We start from the raw sequence: 14,164 nt of genomic DNA, 5'->3' as shown, positions 1-14,164 counted from the left end.
GAGGGGGTGCAGCCGACCACTTCGACGGAGCTCTTCTTCGACCTCGTCTTCATCTTCACCATCACCCAGTTGTCGCACTACCTGCTCGCGCACCTGGACTGGCGGGGCGCGGGACGTACCGGCCTGTTGCTGGCGCTGGTGTGGCTCGTCTGGATCTACACCACCTGGCTGACTAACTGGCTGCAACCGGACCAGGGGCCGGTGCGGACGATGCTGATCGGGGTGGGGCTGGGCAGCCTGCTGTTGTCGGCGGCGATTCCGCAGGCGTTCGGCTCGACCGGCCTGCTCTTCGCGCTGGTCTACGTGATCGTGCAGGTGGGCCGCACCCTGTTCTCCTTGTGGGCGGTGCAGGGCAGCCCGTGGCTGGTGGCCGGGTTCCAGCAGTCGCTGCCGTGGATCTCCGGGACGTCGGTGCTCGTGGTCCTCGGTGGCCTGGTCGGCGGTGCCGCCCGGGACGCGGTGTGGGCGGTGGTGATCGTGATCGAGGTGGTCGGCCTCTCGATCGGCTATCCGCTGCCGCGGCGGGGACGCAGCCGACCCGAGCGGTGGATGGTGGAGGGTGGGCACCTGGCCGAACGGTGCGCTGCGTTCGTCCTGATCGCGCTGGGGGAGTCGATCCTGGTCACCGGCAGCACCCTCACGTCGCACGTGGACCTGGTGACGTCCGGGGCGTTCCTGCTGGCGTTCGGCGGTTCGGTGGCGCTGTGGTGGGTGTATTTCGCCCGCTCGGCCCCGGCTGCCACGGAGGTCATCGCCCAGGCCGGGGAGCGCACCGGCGGGTTGAGCCGAGTCGCGTTCAACTTCCTGCACCCGGTGATCGTCGCCGGTGTCGTCGTCACGTCAGCGGCCGACGAGCGGTTGCTGCGGGAGCCCGGCGCGCGGGCCACCACTGTCGACGTGCTGCTCACCCTGGGTGGTCCTGCGCTGTTCCTGGCCGGGCACGCCGCCTACAAGGCGCTGCTGTGGCGGACCCTGCCGATCAGCCGGGTCACGGCGGTGGTGGTCCTGCTGGCGCTGATGCCGGTAGGTGTGGGGCTGGGGGCACCCGTCGCGGTGTGCGCCGCAGCGGCGTTGGCGGTGACGGTCGCCGTGATCCTGACCGACCGGTTCCGGTCACTGGCGGCAGCGCGGTGAGCGGCGCGTCGCCAGGACACGGTCCGCTTCATCCGCAGTTACTGCGCCCGCGTTGTGGAGTGGAGCCGACCACCTCCACCGAGCTCTTCCTCGACCTGGTCTACGTGCTGTCCGCGGTGGCGGTGGCATTGCGGGCGCCGATCGCGTTGGCCGCCGGGGCGGTGCTGCTGATCACAGTCGGGGTGATCGTGGCCGACCGGGTGTCGGCACGGCGGACCGCTCAGTCGCGAGGGCCGAGGTCGCCGCTGCGGTAGTGCCGGCGGCAGAGCACCTGGTAGCGCACCTCGGCGGTGTCGACGGTGTCACCGATGACGACCTGGGCGCCCTCACGGACGACCCGCCCGTCGACGACCCGGGCGTTGAGCAACCCTTCGCGGCCGCACCAGCAGAGCACCTCGACCTGGATGCGGGCCACCTCGTCGGCCAGCTCGAACAGGCGTTGCGTGGCGGGGAACATCCGCGACCGGAAGTCGGTGGCCAGGCCGAACGCGAACACGTCGACGTCGTAGCTGTCCACCAGCTCGGCCATCTGCTCGACGTGCTCGACGGTGTAGAAGCACGCCTCGTCGCAGATCAGGTAGTCGACGCGTACCCCGTCAGCCCACCGGCCGCGCACCAGGGCCCGCAGGTCCAGGTCGTCGGTGACCTCGACGGCCTCGTGGGCCAGGCCGATACGGGTGGTGACCTGCGGTCCCAGCGACCGGTCGATGCGCGTGGTGACCAGCCCGCGCCGGCCCTGCCGGGCGTGGTTGTAGTTCATCTGCAACGCCATCGTGGACTTGCCGCAGTCCATCGGCCCCCAGAAGAACTTCAACGCCGCCGCGTGCACCGGACGCCCGTCGAGCCCGCGCGCGGCCGCGCACCCGGCCGGAGCGTGTGGCTGGCCGGGGAACGGGTGGGCCAGGCAGGTCGGTGCGGCGGGGGCGTCGTCAGTCACGGTCGGGCAGCCTAGCCGATCGACCGCCCCTGATCTGCCTGGTCCGGGACGCGTGCTCAGAGCACCCGGGGTGGCGTGTTGCCCGCGGCCACGATCGCGCGGCGGACCGGCACGGCGGCGAGGAGCAGGAACCCGACCACGAAGAAGATCAGCAGTGAGACCAGGCCCACCCGGTACGAGGCGGTGAGTTGAAACACCAGGCCGAAGGCGAGCGGGCCGAGCCAGCTGGTGCCCTTGTCGCTGATCTCGTAGAAGCCGTAGTACTCGCCTTCCTTGCCGGCCGGGATGAGCTGGCTGAACAGCGACCGGCTCAGCGCCTGGCTGCCGCCGAGGACCAGGCCGATGGCCGCGCCGAGGACCATGAACGGCACCGGCGCCTCGGCGGGCAGCCGGAACGCGGCGATGATCACACCGGTCCAGAGGACCAGGCTGAGCAGCACGGTCTTCCAGGCACCGATCCGCTTGGCCAGCGCGCCCAGGCTCAACGCGCCACCGAAGGCGAGGAACTGCACCAGCAGGATCGTGATGATCAGGGTGCTCTGCTCCAGCCGCAGTTCCTCGGTGCCGTACTGGCTGGCCAGGGTGATGACGGTCTGGATGCCGTCGTTGTAGACCAGGAACGCCAGCAGGAAGAACAGCGTCAACGGGTACGCCTTGATCTCGCGCAGGGTGTGGCCCAGCTGCCGGAACCCGTCGGTGAGCACGTTGCCCTGCCGGGCCAGCGCCGCCGCCGCGCTGGGGCGTTCCCGCAGCCAGCGCAGCGGCACGAGGGTGAACACGGCCCACCACACCCCGGCCGAGACGATCGACCAGCGGGCCAGGTCCAGGGTGCGCTGCGGGTTGTCGTCCTCGCTGAACAGAGTGACCGCGACCAGGTTGAACGCCAGCAGCAGCCCACCGCCCAGGTAACCCAGCGCCCAGCCGCGACTGGAGATGCCGTCGCGTTCGTCGGGGCCGCCGAGCTGCGGCAGGAACGAGTTGTAGACCACCAGGGCCGCGCCGAAGGAGATGTTGGCGACCAGGAAGAGGGCCCCGCCGAGCAGGTAGCGGTCGCCGGTGACGAAGATCATCGCGACGGTCGCGCCGGCGCCGGTGAACGCGGCGCCGCCGAGCAGCCGCTTCTTGTGCGCCGACCGGTCGGCGATCGCCCCGATGACTGGCAGCACGAACACGGTGAGGAACACCGACAGCGAGATCAGGTACGGGTAGTAGGACCCGGCCGCCACCCGGATGCCCAGCGGGTACACGTACCCGTCGCAGGTGTCCGCGCCCAACTCGCAGCCGGCGGCCAGCTCGGCGACGGTGGTGATGAACGGGCCCAGGAACACCGTGATGACTGTGGTCTGGAACGCCGAGTTCGCCCAGTCGTAGATGTACCAGCCGCGCCGCTCCCGGCGGGTGCTCGCCGGAGGCGGGGTGTCGTCCACCGTGGGGGTCACGGTCTCGGCCATCGGGGGTCCTTCGATCCTCAGGCGGCCCAGTGGCCGCGGCTGCGGTAGACGTCGCGCAGCACGCCGACGTGATCGGTCATGATGCCATCCACGCCACGGTCCAGTAACTCGTGCATCTGGGCCGGTTCGTCGATCGTCCAGACGTGCACCTGCAGGCCGATGCGGTGGCAGTAGTCGAGGAACCGGCGGTCCACCACCGGCACCCGCCCGTAGTGTGGCGGCACCTGCGCGGCGACCACCGACGGCGGCAGCCGCAGCGGCCGCCCGTGCAGGGAGGCCAGCCGCAGCCGGGCGACGCCGCGCATGCCCAGGCTGGTGGCGACGCGTCCCTCGGTGAGCGCGCGCAGCCGGGTCAGCCGGGCGTCGCTGAACGAGGCGAGCAGCACCCGGTCGCCGGCACCGGCCCGGGTCACGGTCGCGACCGTCGGCTCGACGCCGCCGTCGGCCTTCACGTCGATGTTGAAGCGGACCTGCGGCCACGCCCCCAACACCTCGTCGAGCCGGGGTACGACGGCAGCGCCGCCGACGCGTACCGAGGCGAGATCCGCCCAGCTCATGTCGGCGATGCGTCCAGCCTCACCGGTGACCCGGCGCAGCGTCGGGTCGTGGAAGATCACCGCCACGCCGTCGGCGGTGGCGTGCACGTCGGTCTCCACGTACCGGTAGCCCAGCCCGATGGCCCGGGCGAACGCCTCGGTGGTGTTCTCGTCGCCCTCGGCGGCGCCGCCACGGTGGGCGAACGCCAGCGGTGCCGGCGCGTCGAGGTAGCCGAATCGGGTCAACACGCGACGCAGTATGCCCTCGGTTGGTGGCCGGCGGGTGGCCGGCCGGCGTCTGTCGCCCGCCCGCGCCGCCGCCGCCCGATGATCGACTCGATTTCCTGCAAGGCGGGGTGTCCGGGGCGTGAGCACGCCCCGGTTTCCGGGAAACCGAGTCGATCTTCCTGGCGGACTCAGCTCCAGTCGGTCTGGTGGCCGTCGCGGCGCAACAGGTCCAGCAGCACGACGTCGTCGGGGAGCAGGTCAGCGCGTCAGGAGCCGGAGCGTCTCGTCCCAGAGGGCCTCGGCGTTCTGGTGATCGAGGGCGTACGGGAGCACGCCGCTCCTGCCGTCGGTCGGTTCGGCGATGACCGGGGCCTCGTTGCCGTCCTCGAAATAGCGGCCGGTCACACCCTCGACCTCGGGGCTGGCGGCCAGCAGGACCGAGGTGGCCGCGCCCTGCTGGGGGGTCTTCCAGCCCGGCGGCACCTCCAGGCGGTTGCCCTGCTCGTCGAGCGCGCCGACCCGGCGCAACTGCGCGTCGTCGAGGTGCCGTTGCAGGTTGGTCATGATGCCGCCGGGGTGCAGGGCATTGGCCGTGATGCCGTCGGCGGCCCACTTCTTGGCCAGGGCGACGGTGAACAGGATGGTGGCTGTCTTCGACTGGCCGTATGCCGACCACGCCTCGTAGGGGCGGGCGCTGAAGTGGATGTCGTCGAAGACGACCGGGGACTGCTGGTGGGCCGACGAGCTGACGACGACGATGCGGGCGCCCTGCGCGGCGGCCAGCGCGTCGCGCAGACCCAGGGCCAGGGCGGCGTGACCGAGGTGGTTGATGGCGAACTGCGCCTCCCAGCCGTCGGCTGTCCTGGTCAGCTCGGGCACGGCCATGATGCCGGCGTTGTTCACCAGGATGTGCAGCGGGCCTGTCCAACCCGCCACGAAGGCGTCGATGGAGGCGCGGTCGGCCAGGTCGAGGTGGTCGACCCGGACCTTTCCGGGTGCTCCGCCGGCCGTGATGTCGGTGGCAGCGCGCTCACCGGCGGCGGTGTCGCGTACGGCCAACGTCACCTCGGCGCCGGCGTCGGCCAGCGCCCGGGCGGTCTCCAGGCCGATCCCGGACGCGCCGCCGGTGACGATGGCCCGCCGGCCGGTGAGGTCGACGCCGTCGATCACCTCGGCGGCGGTCGACTGGGCCGAGTACGGGGTGATGATTCGTGACATTTCGGGCCTCCAGGGGTGCAAGATCATGTCGTTTGAGTGCGGGGTGTGTCAGCGGTGGAGCAGCCGCAGAGCCCGGCGCAGCCGGGCGCGGAACTCGTCCCTGGAGGTCGAGGTCGACTTCCAGGTGAGCGCCGCGGAGAAGAGAAGATCCATGACGTCGTCCGCGGTCCGCCCCTCGTCGAGCAGATCGGCCGGGGCGACGGCCTCGATGTGGGCTCGCAGTGCCGCCTGAGCCCGTACCTGGTAGTCGTGGAACATCGAGCCCAGCTGTGGCTCGCTGTTCTCCAGCAGGTCGTTGAGGTCGCGGGCCATCTGGGTGTCGATGTACGAGCCCATCAGGGCGTCCAACCCGGCCACGACCCTCTCGTCGAAGCTCGTCGACTGGTCGGCGAGGCAGGCTTCCATGGCGTGCTGGGCGCGTTCCATGACGCCCTGCATGGTGGCGCGGTACAGCTGCTCCTTGTTGGGGAACATCAGGTACAGGCCCGGCCGGGAGATGCCCGCCGCCTTGGCGACCGCCTCCATCGACGTCTTCTGGAAGCCGTAGCGCCCGAACACCGCGACCGCCGCCGCTAGGACGGCGGTGCGCTTCGGGTCCTGGGCATCCGCTGCTGCTGTGCTCACGCTAGACAGATTAGACGACTTTTAAAAAGTTGTCTAATGCGTTCATCGGGTCGCTCAGGTCGAGTTGCGGCGGTGGGCGCGGCTGCTGTCGCTCGGGCGGCCGGGGTCAACGTGGCGGGGCAGGTCGGGCTCGTCGGGGCGCAGCGGGGCGAGGGTGTCGGTGAGTGCGTCGATGATCCGGTTGGTGGCGCGGCGGGCCGCGCCGGGGTTGGCGGCCGCCGTCTCGCCCAGCTCGACGGGGGTGCCGAAGTGCACCCGGATCACCGGTCGACGCCACAGCGAGCGGGCGATGCCACGCAGCATTCCGCGGGGCGCCTGATAGGGCAGCACCTCGTGCGCACCCCACTGGGCGACCGGGACGACCGGGGCGCCGCAGGCCAGGGCGAGTCGGGCGACGCCGGTCTTGCCGCGTTCGGGCCACAGGCCGGGGTCCAGGCCGATGCGCCCCTCGGGGTAGATGAGGATCACCGAGCCGCGCGCGACGGCGGTGGCGGCATCGTCGAGGGCCTGGTGCACCGCGTTGGTGCCCCGGTCGACCCGGATGTGCCCGGCGTGGCGCATGGCGGCGCCGAACACCGGGACGCGGAACAGTCCGGCGGTCGCCATGATCCGCGGGGCGATGCCACGGGTCTGGCAGGCGGCGGCCATGACCACCGGGTCGAACGGGCTGATGTGGTTGGCGGCCAGCACCAGTGGGCCGCGACGCAGGTGCGCCGGGACGTCGCCGGTGACCTCGAGGCGGGCGAGCAGCCCGACCAGGCCCCGGGTCAGCAGGAGGGCGGCGCGCCAGATCAGCGGCGGCTGCCAGGCGGAGGTGTTCATCAGCGCGCCATCGTCGCACGCGCCGGCAGGGCTGCGAGGGCGGGTCGGGTGATCAGGGTCATTGGTCCCGGGTGCGTTCGGGCCGCCCGGCCCTGCCCAATCCTCTACGACGAGCAGTAGTATTTACTACGTCGCGTAGTACGGATGGTTGGGGGTTTTCAGGTGGATGCGTTGGACGTTGCCCGCTGGCAGTTCGGTGTCACCACCGTCTACCACTTTCTCTTCGTGCCGCTGACCATCGGCCTCTCCGTGCTGGTGGCCATCCTGCAGACGATGTGGCACCGCACCGGCAACGAGCGCTACCTCAAGCTCACCAAGTTCTACGGCAAGCTGTTCCTGATCAACTTTGCCATGGGGGTGGTCACCGGCATCGTGCAGGAGTTCCAGTTCGGCATGAACTGGAGCGACTACTCCCGCTTCGTCGGCGACATCTTCGGCGCACCCCTGGCCATCGAGGCGCTCGTCGCGTTCTTCCTCGAATCCACCTTCATCGGCCTGTGGATCTTCGGCTGGGACCGGCTGCCCAAGCGGGCGCACCTGGCCAGCATCTGGGCCGCCGCGATCGGCACCAACCTCAGCGCGTACTTCATCCTCGCGGCGAACTCGTTCATGCAGAACCCGGTCGGCTACCGGATCAACGCGGACACCGGTCGCGCCGAGCTGACCGACTTCCCGGCGGTGCTGACCAACAAGGTCGCCCTGATCACCTTCCCGCACACCCTGGCCGGCTCGTTCCTGGTCGCCGGGTCGCTGGTCACCGCCGTGGGCCTGTGGCACGTCATCCGTAACCGCGGCTCCGCCGACACCGGCGCGTACCGCTTCGCCACCAAGTTCGGCTCCTGGGTGGTCCTGGTCGCCTCCGCGGCCGTGCTGTTCACCGGCGACATCCAAGGCAAGATCATGACCGACGTGCAGCCGATGAAGATGGCCGCCGCCGAGGGCCTCTACACCACCGAGAGCCCCGCCTCGTTCTCCGTGCTCACCATCGGCAGCCTCGACGGCAGCCGCGAGGTGTTCGCCATCAAGATCCCGTACCTGCTGTCGTACCTGGGCACCGGCGACCCGAACGGCACCGTGCACGGCATCAACGACCTACAGGCCCAGTACGCCACCCAGTACGGCGCGGGCAGCTACACCCCGATCATCCCGGTCACCTACTGGAGCTTCCGTTTCATGATCGCCTTCGGGATGGCGGCCGGCGCGATCGCCCTGCTGGTGCTCTGGAGCCAGCGCAAGGGCCGCACCCCGAGCAGCAAGTGGCTGCTGCGCGCCGGGCTGGCCATGCCGGTGCTGCCGTTGCTGGCCAACTCCTTCGGGTGGATCTTCACCGAGATGGGTCGCCAGCCGTGGATCGTCTTCGGCGAGATGCTCACCCGCAACGGGGTGTCCCGCAGCGTCTCGCTGGCCGAGGTGCTCACCTCGTTCGCCGCCTTCACGCTGATCTACGCCACCCTCGCCGTGATCGAGGTCAAGCTGTTGCTGCGCTACGCCAAGGCCGGCGTGCCGGACGTCAGCGAGCAACCCCCCACCGACGACACCGACGACGCCGAGCGCCCGCTCGCCTTCGCCTACTGATCCCGGAGCCCATCGTGGAACTGACCACCATCTGGTTTCTCCTCGTCGCCGTGCTGTTCACCGGGTACTTCATCCTGGAGGGCTTCGACTTCGGCGTCGGCATGCTGCTGCCCGTGCTCGGCCGCGACGACCGGGAACGCCGCGTCCTGATCAACACCATCGGCCCGGTCTGGGACGGCAACGAGGTGTGGCTGATCACCGCCGGTGGCGCCATGTTCGCCGCGTTCCCCGAGTGGTACGCCACCCTCTTCTCCGGCTTCTACCTGCCGCTGCTGCTGATCCTGCTGGCCCTGATCGCCCGGGGGGTCGCCTTCGAGTACCGGCACAAGCGCCCCGAGGCGTCCTGGAAGCGCCGCTGGGACGCGGCGATCGTGGTCGGCTCGCTGCTGCCGGCGATCCTGTGGGGCGTCGCCTTCGCCAACATCCTGCGCGGCGTGCCGCTGGACGCCGACCACGAGTACGTCGGCGGCCTGCTGAACCTGCTCAACCCGTACGCCCTGCTGGGCGGCGCGACCACCCTCGCGCTGTTCCTCACCCACGGCGCGGTGTTCATCGCCCTGAAGACCACCGGCGACATCCGGGAGCGGGCGGGCGCCCTCGCGGTGCGCCTCGGTGTCGGCGCCGCCGTGCTCGCGGTCGGGTTCCTGACCTGGACGTTGAGCATCCGCTCCAGCGCGGCCGCCGTCGTGCTCGCCGTCGGCGCCGCCCTGGCCCTGCTCGGTGGGCTGGCGGCCGCCCGGGTACGCCGGGAGGGCTGGGCGTTCACCGGCACCGCCGTGGCGATCGGCCTGGCCGTGGCGACCCTGTTCGCGGCGCTGTTCCCGAACGTGCTGCCCTCCACCCTGGACGCGGCCGGCACGCTGACGGCCGCCAACGCCGCGTCCACCCCGTACACCCTGAAGATCATGACCTGGGTGGCGGTGATCTTCACTCCGGTGGTGCTGGCCTACCAGGGATGGACGTACTGGGTGTTCCGCAAGCGCATCGGCGTGGCCAACATCCCGCAGCACTGACCGACAGGGTGCCGTCTCGGCGTCCCGGGCGCACCCCCGTCGATCTTGCGGTTTCGGTCGCCGTGATGGGTGGAATGCCCCGTATGCCGCGACAGAAACCGCAAGATCGCGTGTCGAGTTGATCATGCCGCGTAAATCGGCTGTTGGCGCGGACCCACCTCGCTACGGTGTGTCGATGTCCGCCACTGTGCACGTACGCGAACTCACCGCCGACGACCTCGACGCCGCCTGGGAGCTGGGCCGGTTCGCGTTCGGCTCCGACCCGCAGCGCCCGGCGCCCGCGGCCGGTCCGGCGCCCGGCCGGACCCGCTACGGCGCGTTCGACGACGCCGGTCGCCTGGTCGGCAAGGCCGTCGACCTGCACCACGACCAGTGGTGGGCCGGGCGGGCGGTGCCGGCCGCCGACGTGGCCGGGGTGGCCGTCGCACCCGAGGCCCGGGGTCGCGGCGTGGCTCGCGCCCTGCTCAGCGCGCTGCTACGCGGCGCCCGCGACCGTCAGGCGGCGATCAGCGCGCTCTACCCGACCGTCGCCGCCCCTTACCGGGCCTGCGGGTGGGAGGCCGCCGGGGTGCTGCGCACCGTCGACCTGGCCACCGCCGCGCTGCCCCGACACCGGCCCGCGTCGCACCTCACCGTCCGGGCCGGTACGCCCGCCGACCTGCCGGCCGTCGCCGCCCTGTACGAGCGGGTCACCCGGCACCGCAACGGCATGCTGACCCGCCGGGGTGAGCTGTTCGACGCCGCCGACCGCGACCTGCCCGGCGACGGGGTCACCCTCGTCGAGGCCGACGGTGAGCTGGTCGGCTACGCCACCTGGCAGCGGGGTCGGGGCTACGGGGCCGACTCGGTGCTCACCGTCGACGAGGCCCTGGCCGTCACCGCCGAGGCCGCCCGGGAACTCGTCGGGGTGCTCGGCAGTTGGGCCAGCGTCGCGCCGACCCTGCGACTGTGCCCGCTCGACGGCGATGCCGTCAGCACCGTCCTGCCGTTGGAGTCGGCCCGTGACCACGAGCGGGACCTGTGGATGCACCGACCGGTCGACGTCGCCCGCGCGGTGAGCGCGCGGGGGTGGCCCGCCCACGCCCGGGGTGTTGTCGACTTCGGCCTCACCGACCCGCTCGCCGAATGGAACACCGGCACCTGGCGGTTGACCGTCGCCGACGGCGCCGCCGAGCTGGCCCGGGTCGGCGGCGAGGCGGAGCTGCGGTTGGACGTGCGCGGTTTCGCGCTGCTGTACGCCGGGGCGGCGCAGGCCCGGTCGGTCGCACAGGCCGGCCTGCTGCACTGTGCCGGCGACGCCGACCCGACCGCCCTGGACCTGCTGGGCGTCGGAGGCCCGGCGCAGTTGCTCGACTACTTCTGACCGACCGGGCCGGCCCGTTGGCCGCTGACAGGTTGGCCGGACCCGGCCCGGCGCGCGGGCCGGTCGCGGCAGGACCGGCCCGCACACCGTCGGGCTCTTGCCGGTCAGGTCGGGGTCGCGGCCAGCTCGGCGTTGGCGCGCTGGGTGATCAGGGTGAGCGCCCGGGCGGCGGCGCTCGCCTCGTCGGTGGGGATGTCCGCGTAGAGGCGGACGCTGATGTCCGCGACGGCATCGGCGATGCGGGCCTGCACGGCGTGACCGGCGTCGGTGAGCCGCAGCCGTGGTGCGTCGGCGTCGTGGTCGGCCTGGGCGAGGTTCGCGTCGACGAGGGTGGCGAGCACCCGTTGCACCTCCTGCTCGTCGACCTTAATTGTGCTGGTGATCCGGTGCGTGAGGTGGGCGGACTCCACCGGGCCGTTGGCGAGGACGTTGAGGGCGAGCAACTGGTTGAACTCGACGCCGAGGGGAGCGCTGGCCCGTTCGAGCAGGGCCCGGGTGGCGTAGTGGGCCTGGCCGATGACCTGGCCGTTGAGGGTGGGGACGGTGGACATGACGCCTCCTTCGGTACGTTGGACGAGCCAACGTTGGTTGCACCAACGTAACATCCAATCGTGGGTCGCGCCAACGATTACTGGTAGGCTGCGCCGCATGGACAACGCGGCCCCGCAGTCACCCGCCGGGCTCAGCACCAGCCCGAGCTGGCTGCTCAACCAGACCGCCAGCCACGCCGCCCGCCTGCTCAGCGAGGGCTTCGCCGCGCACGACCTGCGCGGTTACCACTACCGACTGCTCGCCAGCCTGGCCGAGGACGGGCCCGCGAGCCAGGCCGACCTCGGCCGGCGCTGCGGCATCGACCGCAGCGACGTGGTGGCCGCCATCAACGACCTGGCCGGCCGAGGGCTCGTGGTGCGTGCCCCCGACCCGGCCGATCGCCGCCGCAACGTCATCAGCGCCACCGACGCCGGTGCCGACGAGGCCCACCGGATGGGCGCGACCCTCGAGCGCGTCCAAGCCGACCTACTAGCGCCGCTGTCCGCCACCGAGCGCAAGCAGCTGACGCGACTGCTCACCCGACTGCTGCGCCACCACAGCGGGCACTGACCCGCCTCAGCGGGCCTCGCGCAGCTCTGCCAGCCGGGCCTCGATCTCGGCCAGTTCGGCGCGCAGCTTCTCGGCCTGCTGCTCCGCCTCGGCCCGCTCGGTGCCCAGGATCTGCTGCACCGCCTCCTGCACCCCCGGCACGTCGACCAGGGCCACCATCTTCAACGCCTCCGCCGGCTTCACCACGTACGGCTTCGCCAGTGCCTTACTGCCCTGCTGCGCGGCGACGGTCCACTCACCCTCGGCGTACGCCAGGGTCACGGTGAGGCCCGCGGGACCCTTCGGCTTGACGGCCTTGACCGCCCGCCGCGCCGGCGGCTTCTCCGTCTGCTCCACCTTCGGCTCCTCCTGTCGCTGCGCGGGCACCCGCGGCGTGTCCAACACGAACTCCGGCGCGGCCACCGCTGGCGGCTCGGGCTCGGGCTCCGGCTTCGGCTCCACCACCCGACGAGTGACGCCCTTGGGCGCCACGGCCAGGTCGGCGGGGGAGAACGGCAACTCGTCGCGACCGAAGCGCACCACCACGAACTCGTCGGACACCTCCGGGTCGGTCAGCTCGATCACCTGACCGACCTGACCGGCGATCTGCCCCGCCGACGCGGTGAACACCACCCGCGGTTTACGCCCGGCCGCCAACGACTCCCGGATGCTCTGCACCTCGCTAGTGGACAAACCCTGGCCGGCATCCATCACAACCCTCTTCCGTACACCTGTTTGATTGCTGTCTTGATACCAGCCGGCTGCGACACCCGCCGCACGGGGCTCACGCCCGCTCAGCCGCCCAGCGCCCGCAGCGCCCGGTCCGCGTGCTCGTTCATGCTGACCTCGCTGTGGATCACCTCGATGACCCGGCGGTCGGTGCCGATGACGAACGTCATGCGCTTCATGCTCAACGGCCCCAACGGCACCCGCCGCCTGACCCCGAACTGCTGCGCCACCGTGCCGTCGGCGTCCGACAGCAGCGGATAGTCGAAGCCGTGCAGCTTCGAGAACTCGGCCTGCTTCGCCACCGGGTCGCGGCTGATGCCCACCCGCGTCGCGCCCAGCGCCGTGAACTCCGCCGCGAGGTCGCGGAAGTGGCAGCTCTCCGCCGTGCACCCCCGGGTCATCGCCGCCGGGTAGAAGAACAGCACCACCGGCCCGGCCGCCAAAAACTCCGACAGCCGCCGCGGCGTGCCCGTCTCATCCGGCAGCTCGAAATCCTGCACCACGTCGCCGACACCCACACCAGCCACCGCGCACCTCCGTCGTCTGATCGACCGCGCGGTGAGCGTAAGCGATCACGCCCAGAGCGCAGCCACCTCGTCGGCCACCACGTCGGCCTGGGTCCGCCCGGCTCGCGCCGCGCCCGCGCGCCGGGCCGGGTCCAGCACGTCGCGGCCAATCGCGGTGCGCGCCGCCGCGTCCGGCGTCAGCACCACCACCCGCGACCCGGCCGCCCGCAAGGCGTCCACCTGCGCCGACAGCCGTGGCATCGGCCCGAACGCCGCCGATGTCGGCGCGAGCACCAGCACAGTGCGCGCGTCCGCCGCCAGGTCCGCGTTCACCGTCGAGCGCATCCCACCGTCGACGAAGCGGCGCGCGCCGATCGTCACCGGCGGCCACACCCCGGGCACCGCGCAACTCGCGCCCACCGCGTCCACCAGGGACACCCCGCTGTCGCGGTCGAACACCACGAACTCACCGGACGACGCGTCCACCGCCGTGATCAGCAGCCGTCGCTGCGGCCACTCCCGGGCCGGCAGACGGGCCTCGATCACCGCCCGTCGCGACGCCTCCGACGGGGTACGCGCCGCCACCGCCATCGCCCCGATCCGGGCTCGCGAGCGCACCGCGTCGCGGGTCCGCCCACCGGCCCAGATCAGCCGCGCCAGCGTCGCGTAGCCCAATCGTGCCGCCAGCTCACTCGACGGCGGCGCCAACTGCTCGCTGTAGAAACGCTCGACGGGCAACCCGGAGCACACCTGGGCACCGACCACCGAACCCGCCGACGTGCCCACCACCAGATCCGCCTCGGTGACCGGCACGCCCCGCTCGACCAACCCGGCCAGTAGCCCCAATTCCCAGGCCACCCCGGTCACCCCGCCACCGCCGAGCACCAACGCCCGCTGCATGTGACCCTCCTCTCGACGACCGCCCCGCGCCGGTCACGGTAGCGTCGG

At 71.5% G+C, this 14,164-nt stretch carries 16 protein-coding genes; 6 read left to right on the top strand and 10 right to left on the bottom strand.

All coding sequences use genetic code 11. The features are described from left to right. The first annotated feature begins 6 nt into the window (after positions 1-6). Both ACIA47_RS00355 and ACIA47_RS00350 read left to right on the top strand, forming a co-directional pair. Entirely contained in the window at positions 7-1,134 is a 1,128-nt protein-coding gene (locus tag ACIA47_RS00355) for a low temperature requirement protein A (RefSeq protein WP_396704152.1), read from the top strand. Positions 1,135-1,193: 59 nt separating this feature from the next. Then, positions 1,194-1,388, top strand: coding sequence for a hypothetical protein (locus ACIA47_RS00350; RefSeq protein ID WP_396704150.1), 195 nt, complete (start codon positions 1,194-1,196; stop codon positions 1,386-1,388). On the opposite strand, the gene ACIA47_RS00345 is transcribed toward ACIA47_RS00350, so the two are convergent. The 6 genes from ACIA47_RS00345 to ACIA47_RS00320 form a co-directional block, all read right to left on the bottom strand. Then, positions 1,355-2,071, bottom strand: a complete 717-nt coding sequence (locus tag ACIA47_RS00345) for a thymidine kinase (protein WP_396704148.1) — start codon at positions 2,069-2,071, stop codon at positions 1,355-1,357. The genes ACIA47_RS00350 and ACIA47_RS00345 overlap by 34 nt on opposite strands. A 56-nt stretch (positions 2,072-2,127) precedes the next feature. Further along, positions 2,128-3,522 carry an MFS transporter gene (locus tag ACIA47_RS00340; protein ID WP_396704146.1) on the bottom strand — a complete coding sequence of 465 codons (1,395 nt, stop codon included), beginning with the start codon at positions 3,520-3,522 and terminating at the stop codon, positions 2,128-2,130. Between the two features lie 17 nt (positions 3,523-3,539). Further along, the gene (locus ACIA47_RS00335; protein WP_203120455.1) at positions 3,540-4,307 is read right to left on the bottom strand and encodes a glycerophosphodiester phosphodiesterase; all 768 of its coding nucleotides are present in this window, start codon (positions 4,305-4,307) and stop codon (positions 3,540-3,542) included. Between the two features lie 237 nt (positions 4,308-4,544). Next, positions 4,545-5,504, bottom strand: coding sequence for an SDR family NAD(P)-dependent oxidoreductase (locus ACIA47_RS00330; protein WP_396704144.1), 960 nt, complete (start codon positions 5,502-5,504; stop codon positions 4,545-4,547). Positions 5,505-5,552: 48 nt separating this feature from the next. Continuing rightward, positions 5,553-6,128, bottom strand: a complete 576-nt coding sequence (locus ACIA47_RS00325; RefSeq protein ID WP_203120453.1) for a TetR/AcrR family transcriptional regulator — start codon at positions 6,126-6,128, stop codon at positions 5,553-5,555. A 54-nt stretch (positions 6,129-6,182) separates the two neighbouring features. After that, positions 6,183-6,950: a lysophospholipid acyltransferase family protein gene (locus ACIA47_RS00320; protein ID WP_396704142.1), complete on the bottom strand. Its 768-nt coding sequence runs from the start codon at positions 6,948-6,950 to the stop codon at positions 6,183-6,185. Positions 6,951-7,112: 162 nt separating this feature from the next. Here ACIA47_RS00320 and ACIA47_RS00315 point away from each other — a divergent pair, with 162 nt between their 5' ends. The 3 genes from ACIA47_RS00315 to eis all read left to right on the top strand — a co-directional run bounded on the left by ACIA47_RS00315 (position 7,113) and on the right by eis (position 10,901). Then, the gene (locus ACIA47_RS00315; RefSeq protein ID WP_396704140.1) at positions 7,113-8,525 is read left to right on the top strand and encodes a cytochrome ubiquinol oxidase subunit I; all 1,413 of its coding nucleotides are present in this window, start codon (positions 7,113-7,115) and stop codon (positions 8,523-8,525) included. Between the two features lie 14 nt (positions 8,526-8,539). Next, positions 8,540-9,538, top strand: a complete 999-nt coding sequence (gene cydB / locus ACIA47_RS00310) for a cytochrome d ubiquinol oxidase subunit II (protein WP_396704138.1) — start codon at positions 8,540-8,542, stop codon at positions 9,536-9,538. 175 nt (positions 9,539-9,713) lie between these two features. Continuing rightward, positions 9,714-10,901 carry an enhanced intracellular survival protein Eis gene (gene eis, locus ACIA47_RS00305; RefSeq protein ID WP_396704136.1) on the top strand — a complete coding sequence of 396 codons (1,188 nt, stop codon included), beginning with the start codon at positions 9,714-9,716 and terminating at the stop codon, positions 10,899-10,901. 104 nt (positions 10,902-11,005) lie between these two features. Here eis and ACIA47_RS00300 read toward each other — a convergent pair whose 3' ends face one another. Beyond that, a complete protein-coding gene (locus ACIA47_RS00300) occupies positions 11,006-11,452 on the bottom strand; it encodes a hypothetical protein (RefSeq protein WP_396704134.1) in 447 nt (148 codons plus the stop codon). 97 nt (positions 11,453-11,549) lie between these two features. Between ACIA47_RS00300 and ACIA47_RS00295 the strand changes: the two genes are divergently transcribed. After that, positions 11,550-12,002, top strand: a complete 453-nt coding sequence (locus ACIA47_RS00295) for a MarR family winged helix-turn-helix transcriptional regulator (RefSeq protein ID WP_396704132.1) — start codon at positions 11,550-11,552, stop codon at positions 12,000-12,002. 6 nt (positions 12,003-12,008) lie between these two features. Here the strand turns inward: ACIA47_RS00295 and ACIA47_RS00290 are convergent, their stop codons facing one another. The 3 genes from ACIA47_RS00290 to ACIA47_RS00280 all read right to left on the bottom strand — a co-directional run bounded on the left by ACIA47_RS00290 (position 12,009) and on the right by ACIA47_RS00280 (position 14,116). Beyond that, positions 12,009-12,692, bottom strand: coding sequence for a hypothetical protein (locus tag ACIA47_RS00290; protein ID WP_396704130.1), 684 nt, complete (start codon positions 12,690-12,692; stop codon positions 12,009-12,011). 83 nt (positions 12,693-12,775) lie between these two features. Next, positions 12,776-13,237 (bottom strand): peroxiredoxin, encoded by a 462-nt coding sequence (locus ACIA47_RS00285; protein ID WP_396704128.1) that lies wholly within the window; start codon positions 13,235-13,237, stop codon positions 12,776-12,778. 45 nt (positions 13,238-13,282) lie between these two features. Next, positions 13,283-14,116, bottom strand: a complete 834-nt coding sequence (locus ACIA47_RS00280; protein WP_396704126.1) for a patatin-like phospholipase family protein — start codon at positions 14,114-14,116, stop codon at positions 13,283-13,285. Positions 14,117-14,164 lie beyond the last annotated feature (48 nt).

Source organism: Micromonospora sp. NPDC051227, assembly GCF_044455385.1.
Lineage (GTDB): Bacteria > Actinomycetota > Actinomycetes > Mycobacteriales > Micromonosporaceae > Micromonospora.
This window is presented reverse-complemented; position numbering and strand designations above follow the sequence as displayed.

Excerpts from the sequence above, each read along its gene's own strand:
- ACIA47_RS00290 (WP_396704130.1), bottom strand. The coding sequence starts at position 12,692 with ATGGATGCCGGCCAGGGTTTGTCCACTAGCGAGGTGCAGAGCATCCGG.
- eis (WP_396704136.1), top strand. The coding sequence starts at position 9,714 with ATGTCCGCCACTGTGCACGTACGCGAACTCACCGCCGACGACCTCGAC.
- ACIA47_RS00295 (WP_396704132.1), top strand. The coding sequence starts at position 11,550 with ATGGACAACGCGGCCCCGCAGTCACCCGCCGGGCTCAGCACCAGCCCG.
- ACIA47_RS00280 (WP_396704126.1), bottom strand. The coding sequence starts at position 14,116 with ATGCAGCGGGCGTTGGTGCTCGGCGGTGGCGGGGTGACCGGGGTGGCC.
- ACIA47_RS00320 (WP_396704142.1), bottom strand. The coding sequence starts at position 6,950 with ATGAACACCTCCGCCTGGCAGCCGCCGCTGATCTGGCGCGCCGCCCTC.
- ACIA47_RS00300 (WP_396704134.1), bottom strand. The coding sequence starts at position 11,452 with ATGTCCACCGTCCCCACCCTCAACGGCCAGGTCATCGGCCAGGCCCAC.
- ACIA47_RS00330 (WP_396704144.1), bottom strand. The coding sequence starts at position 5,504 with ATGTCACGAATCATCACCCCGTACTCGGCCCAGTCGACCGCCGCCGAG.
- ACIA47_RS00340 (WP_396704146.1), bottom strand. The coding sequence starts at position 3,522 with ATGGCCGAGACCGTGACCCCCACGGTGGACGACACCCCGCCTCCGGCG.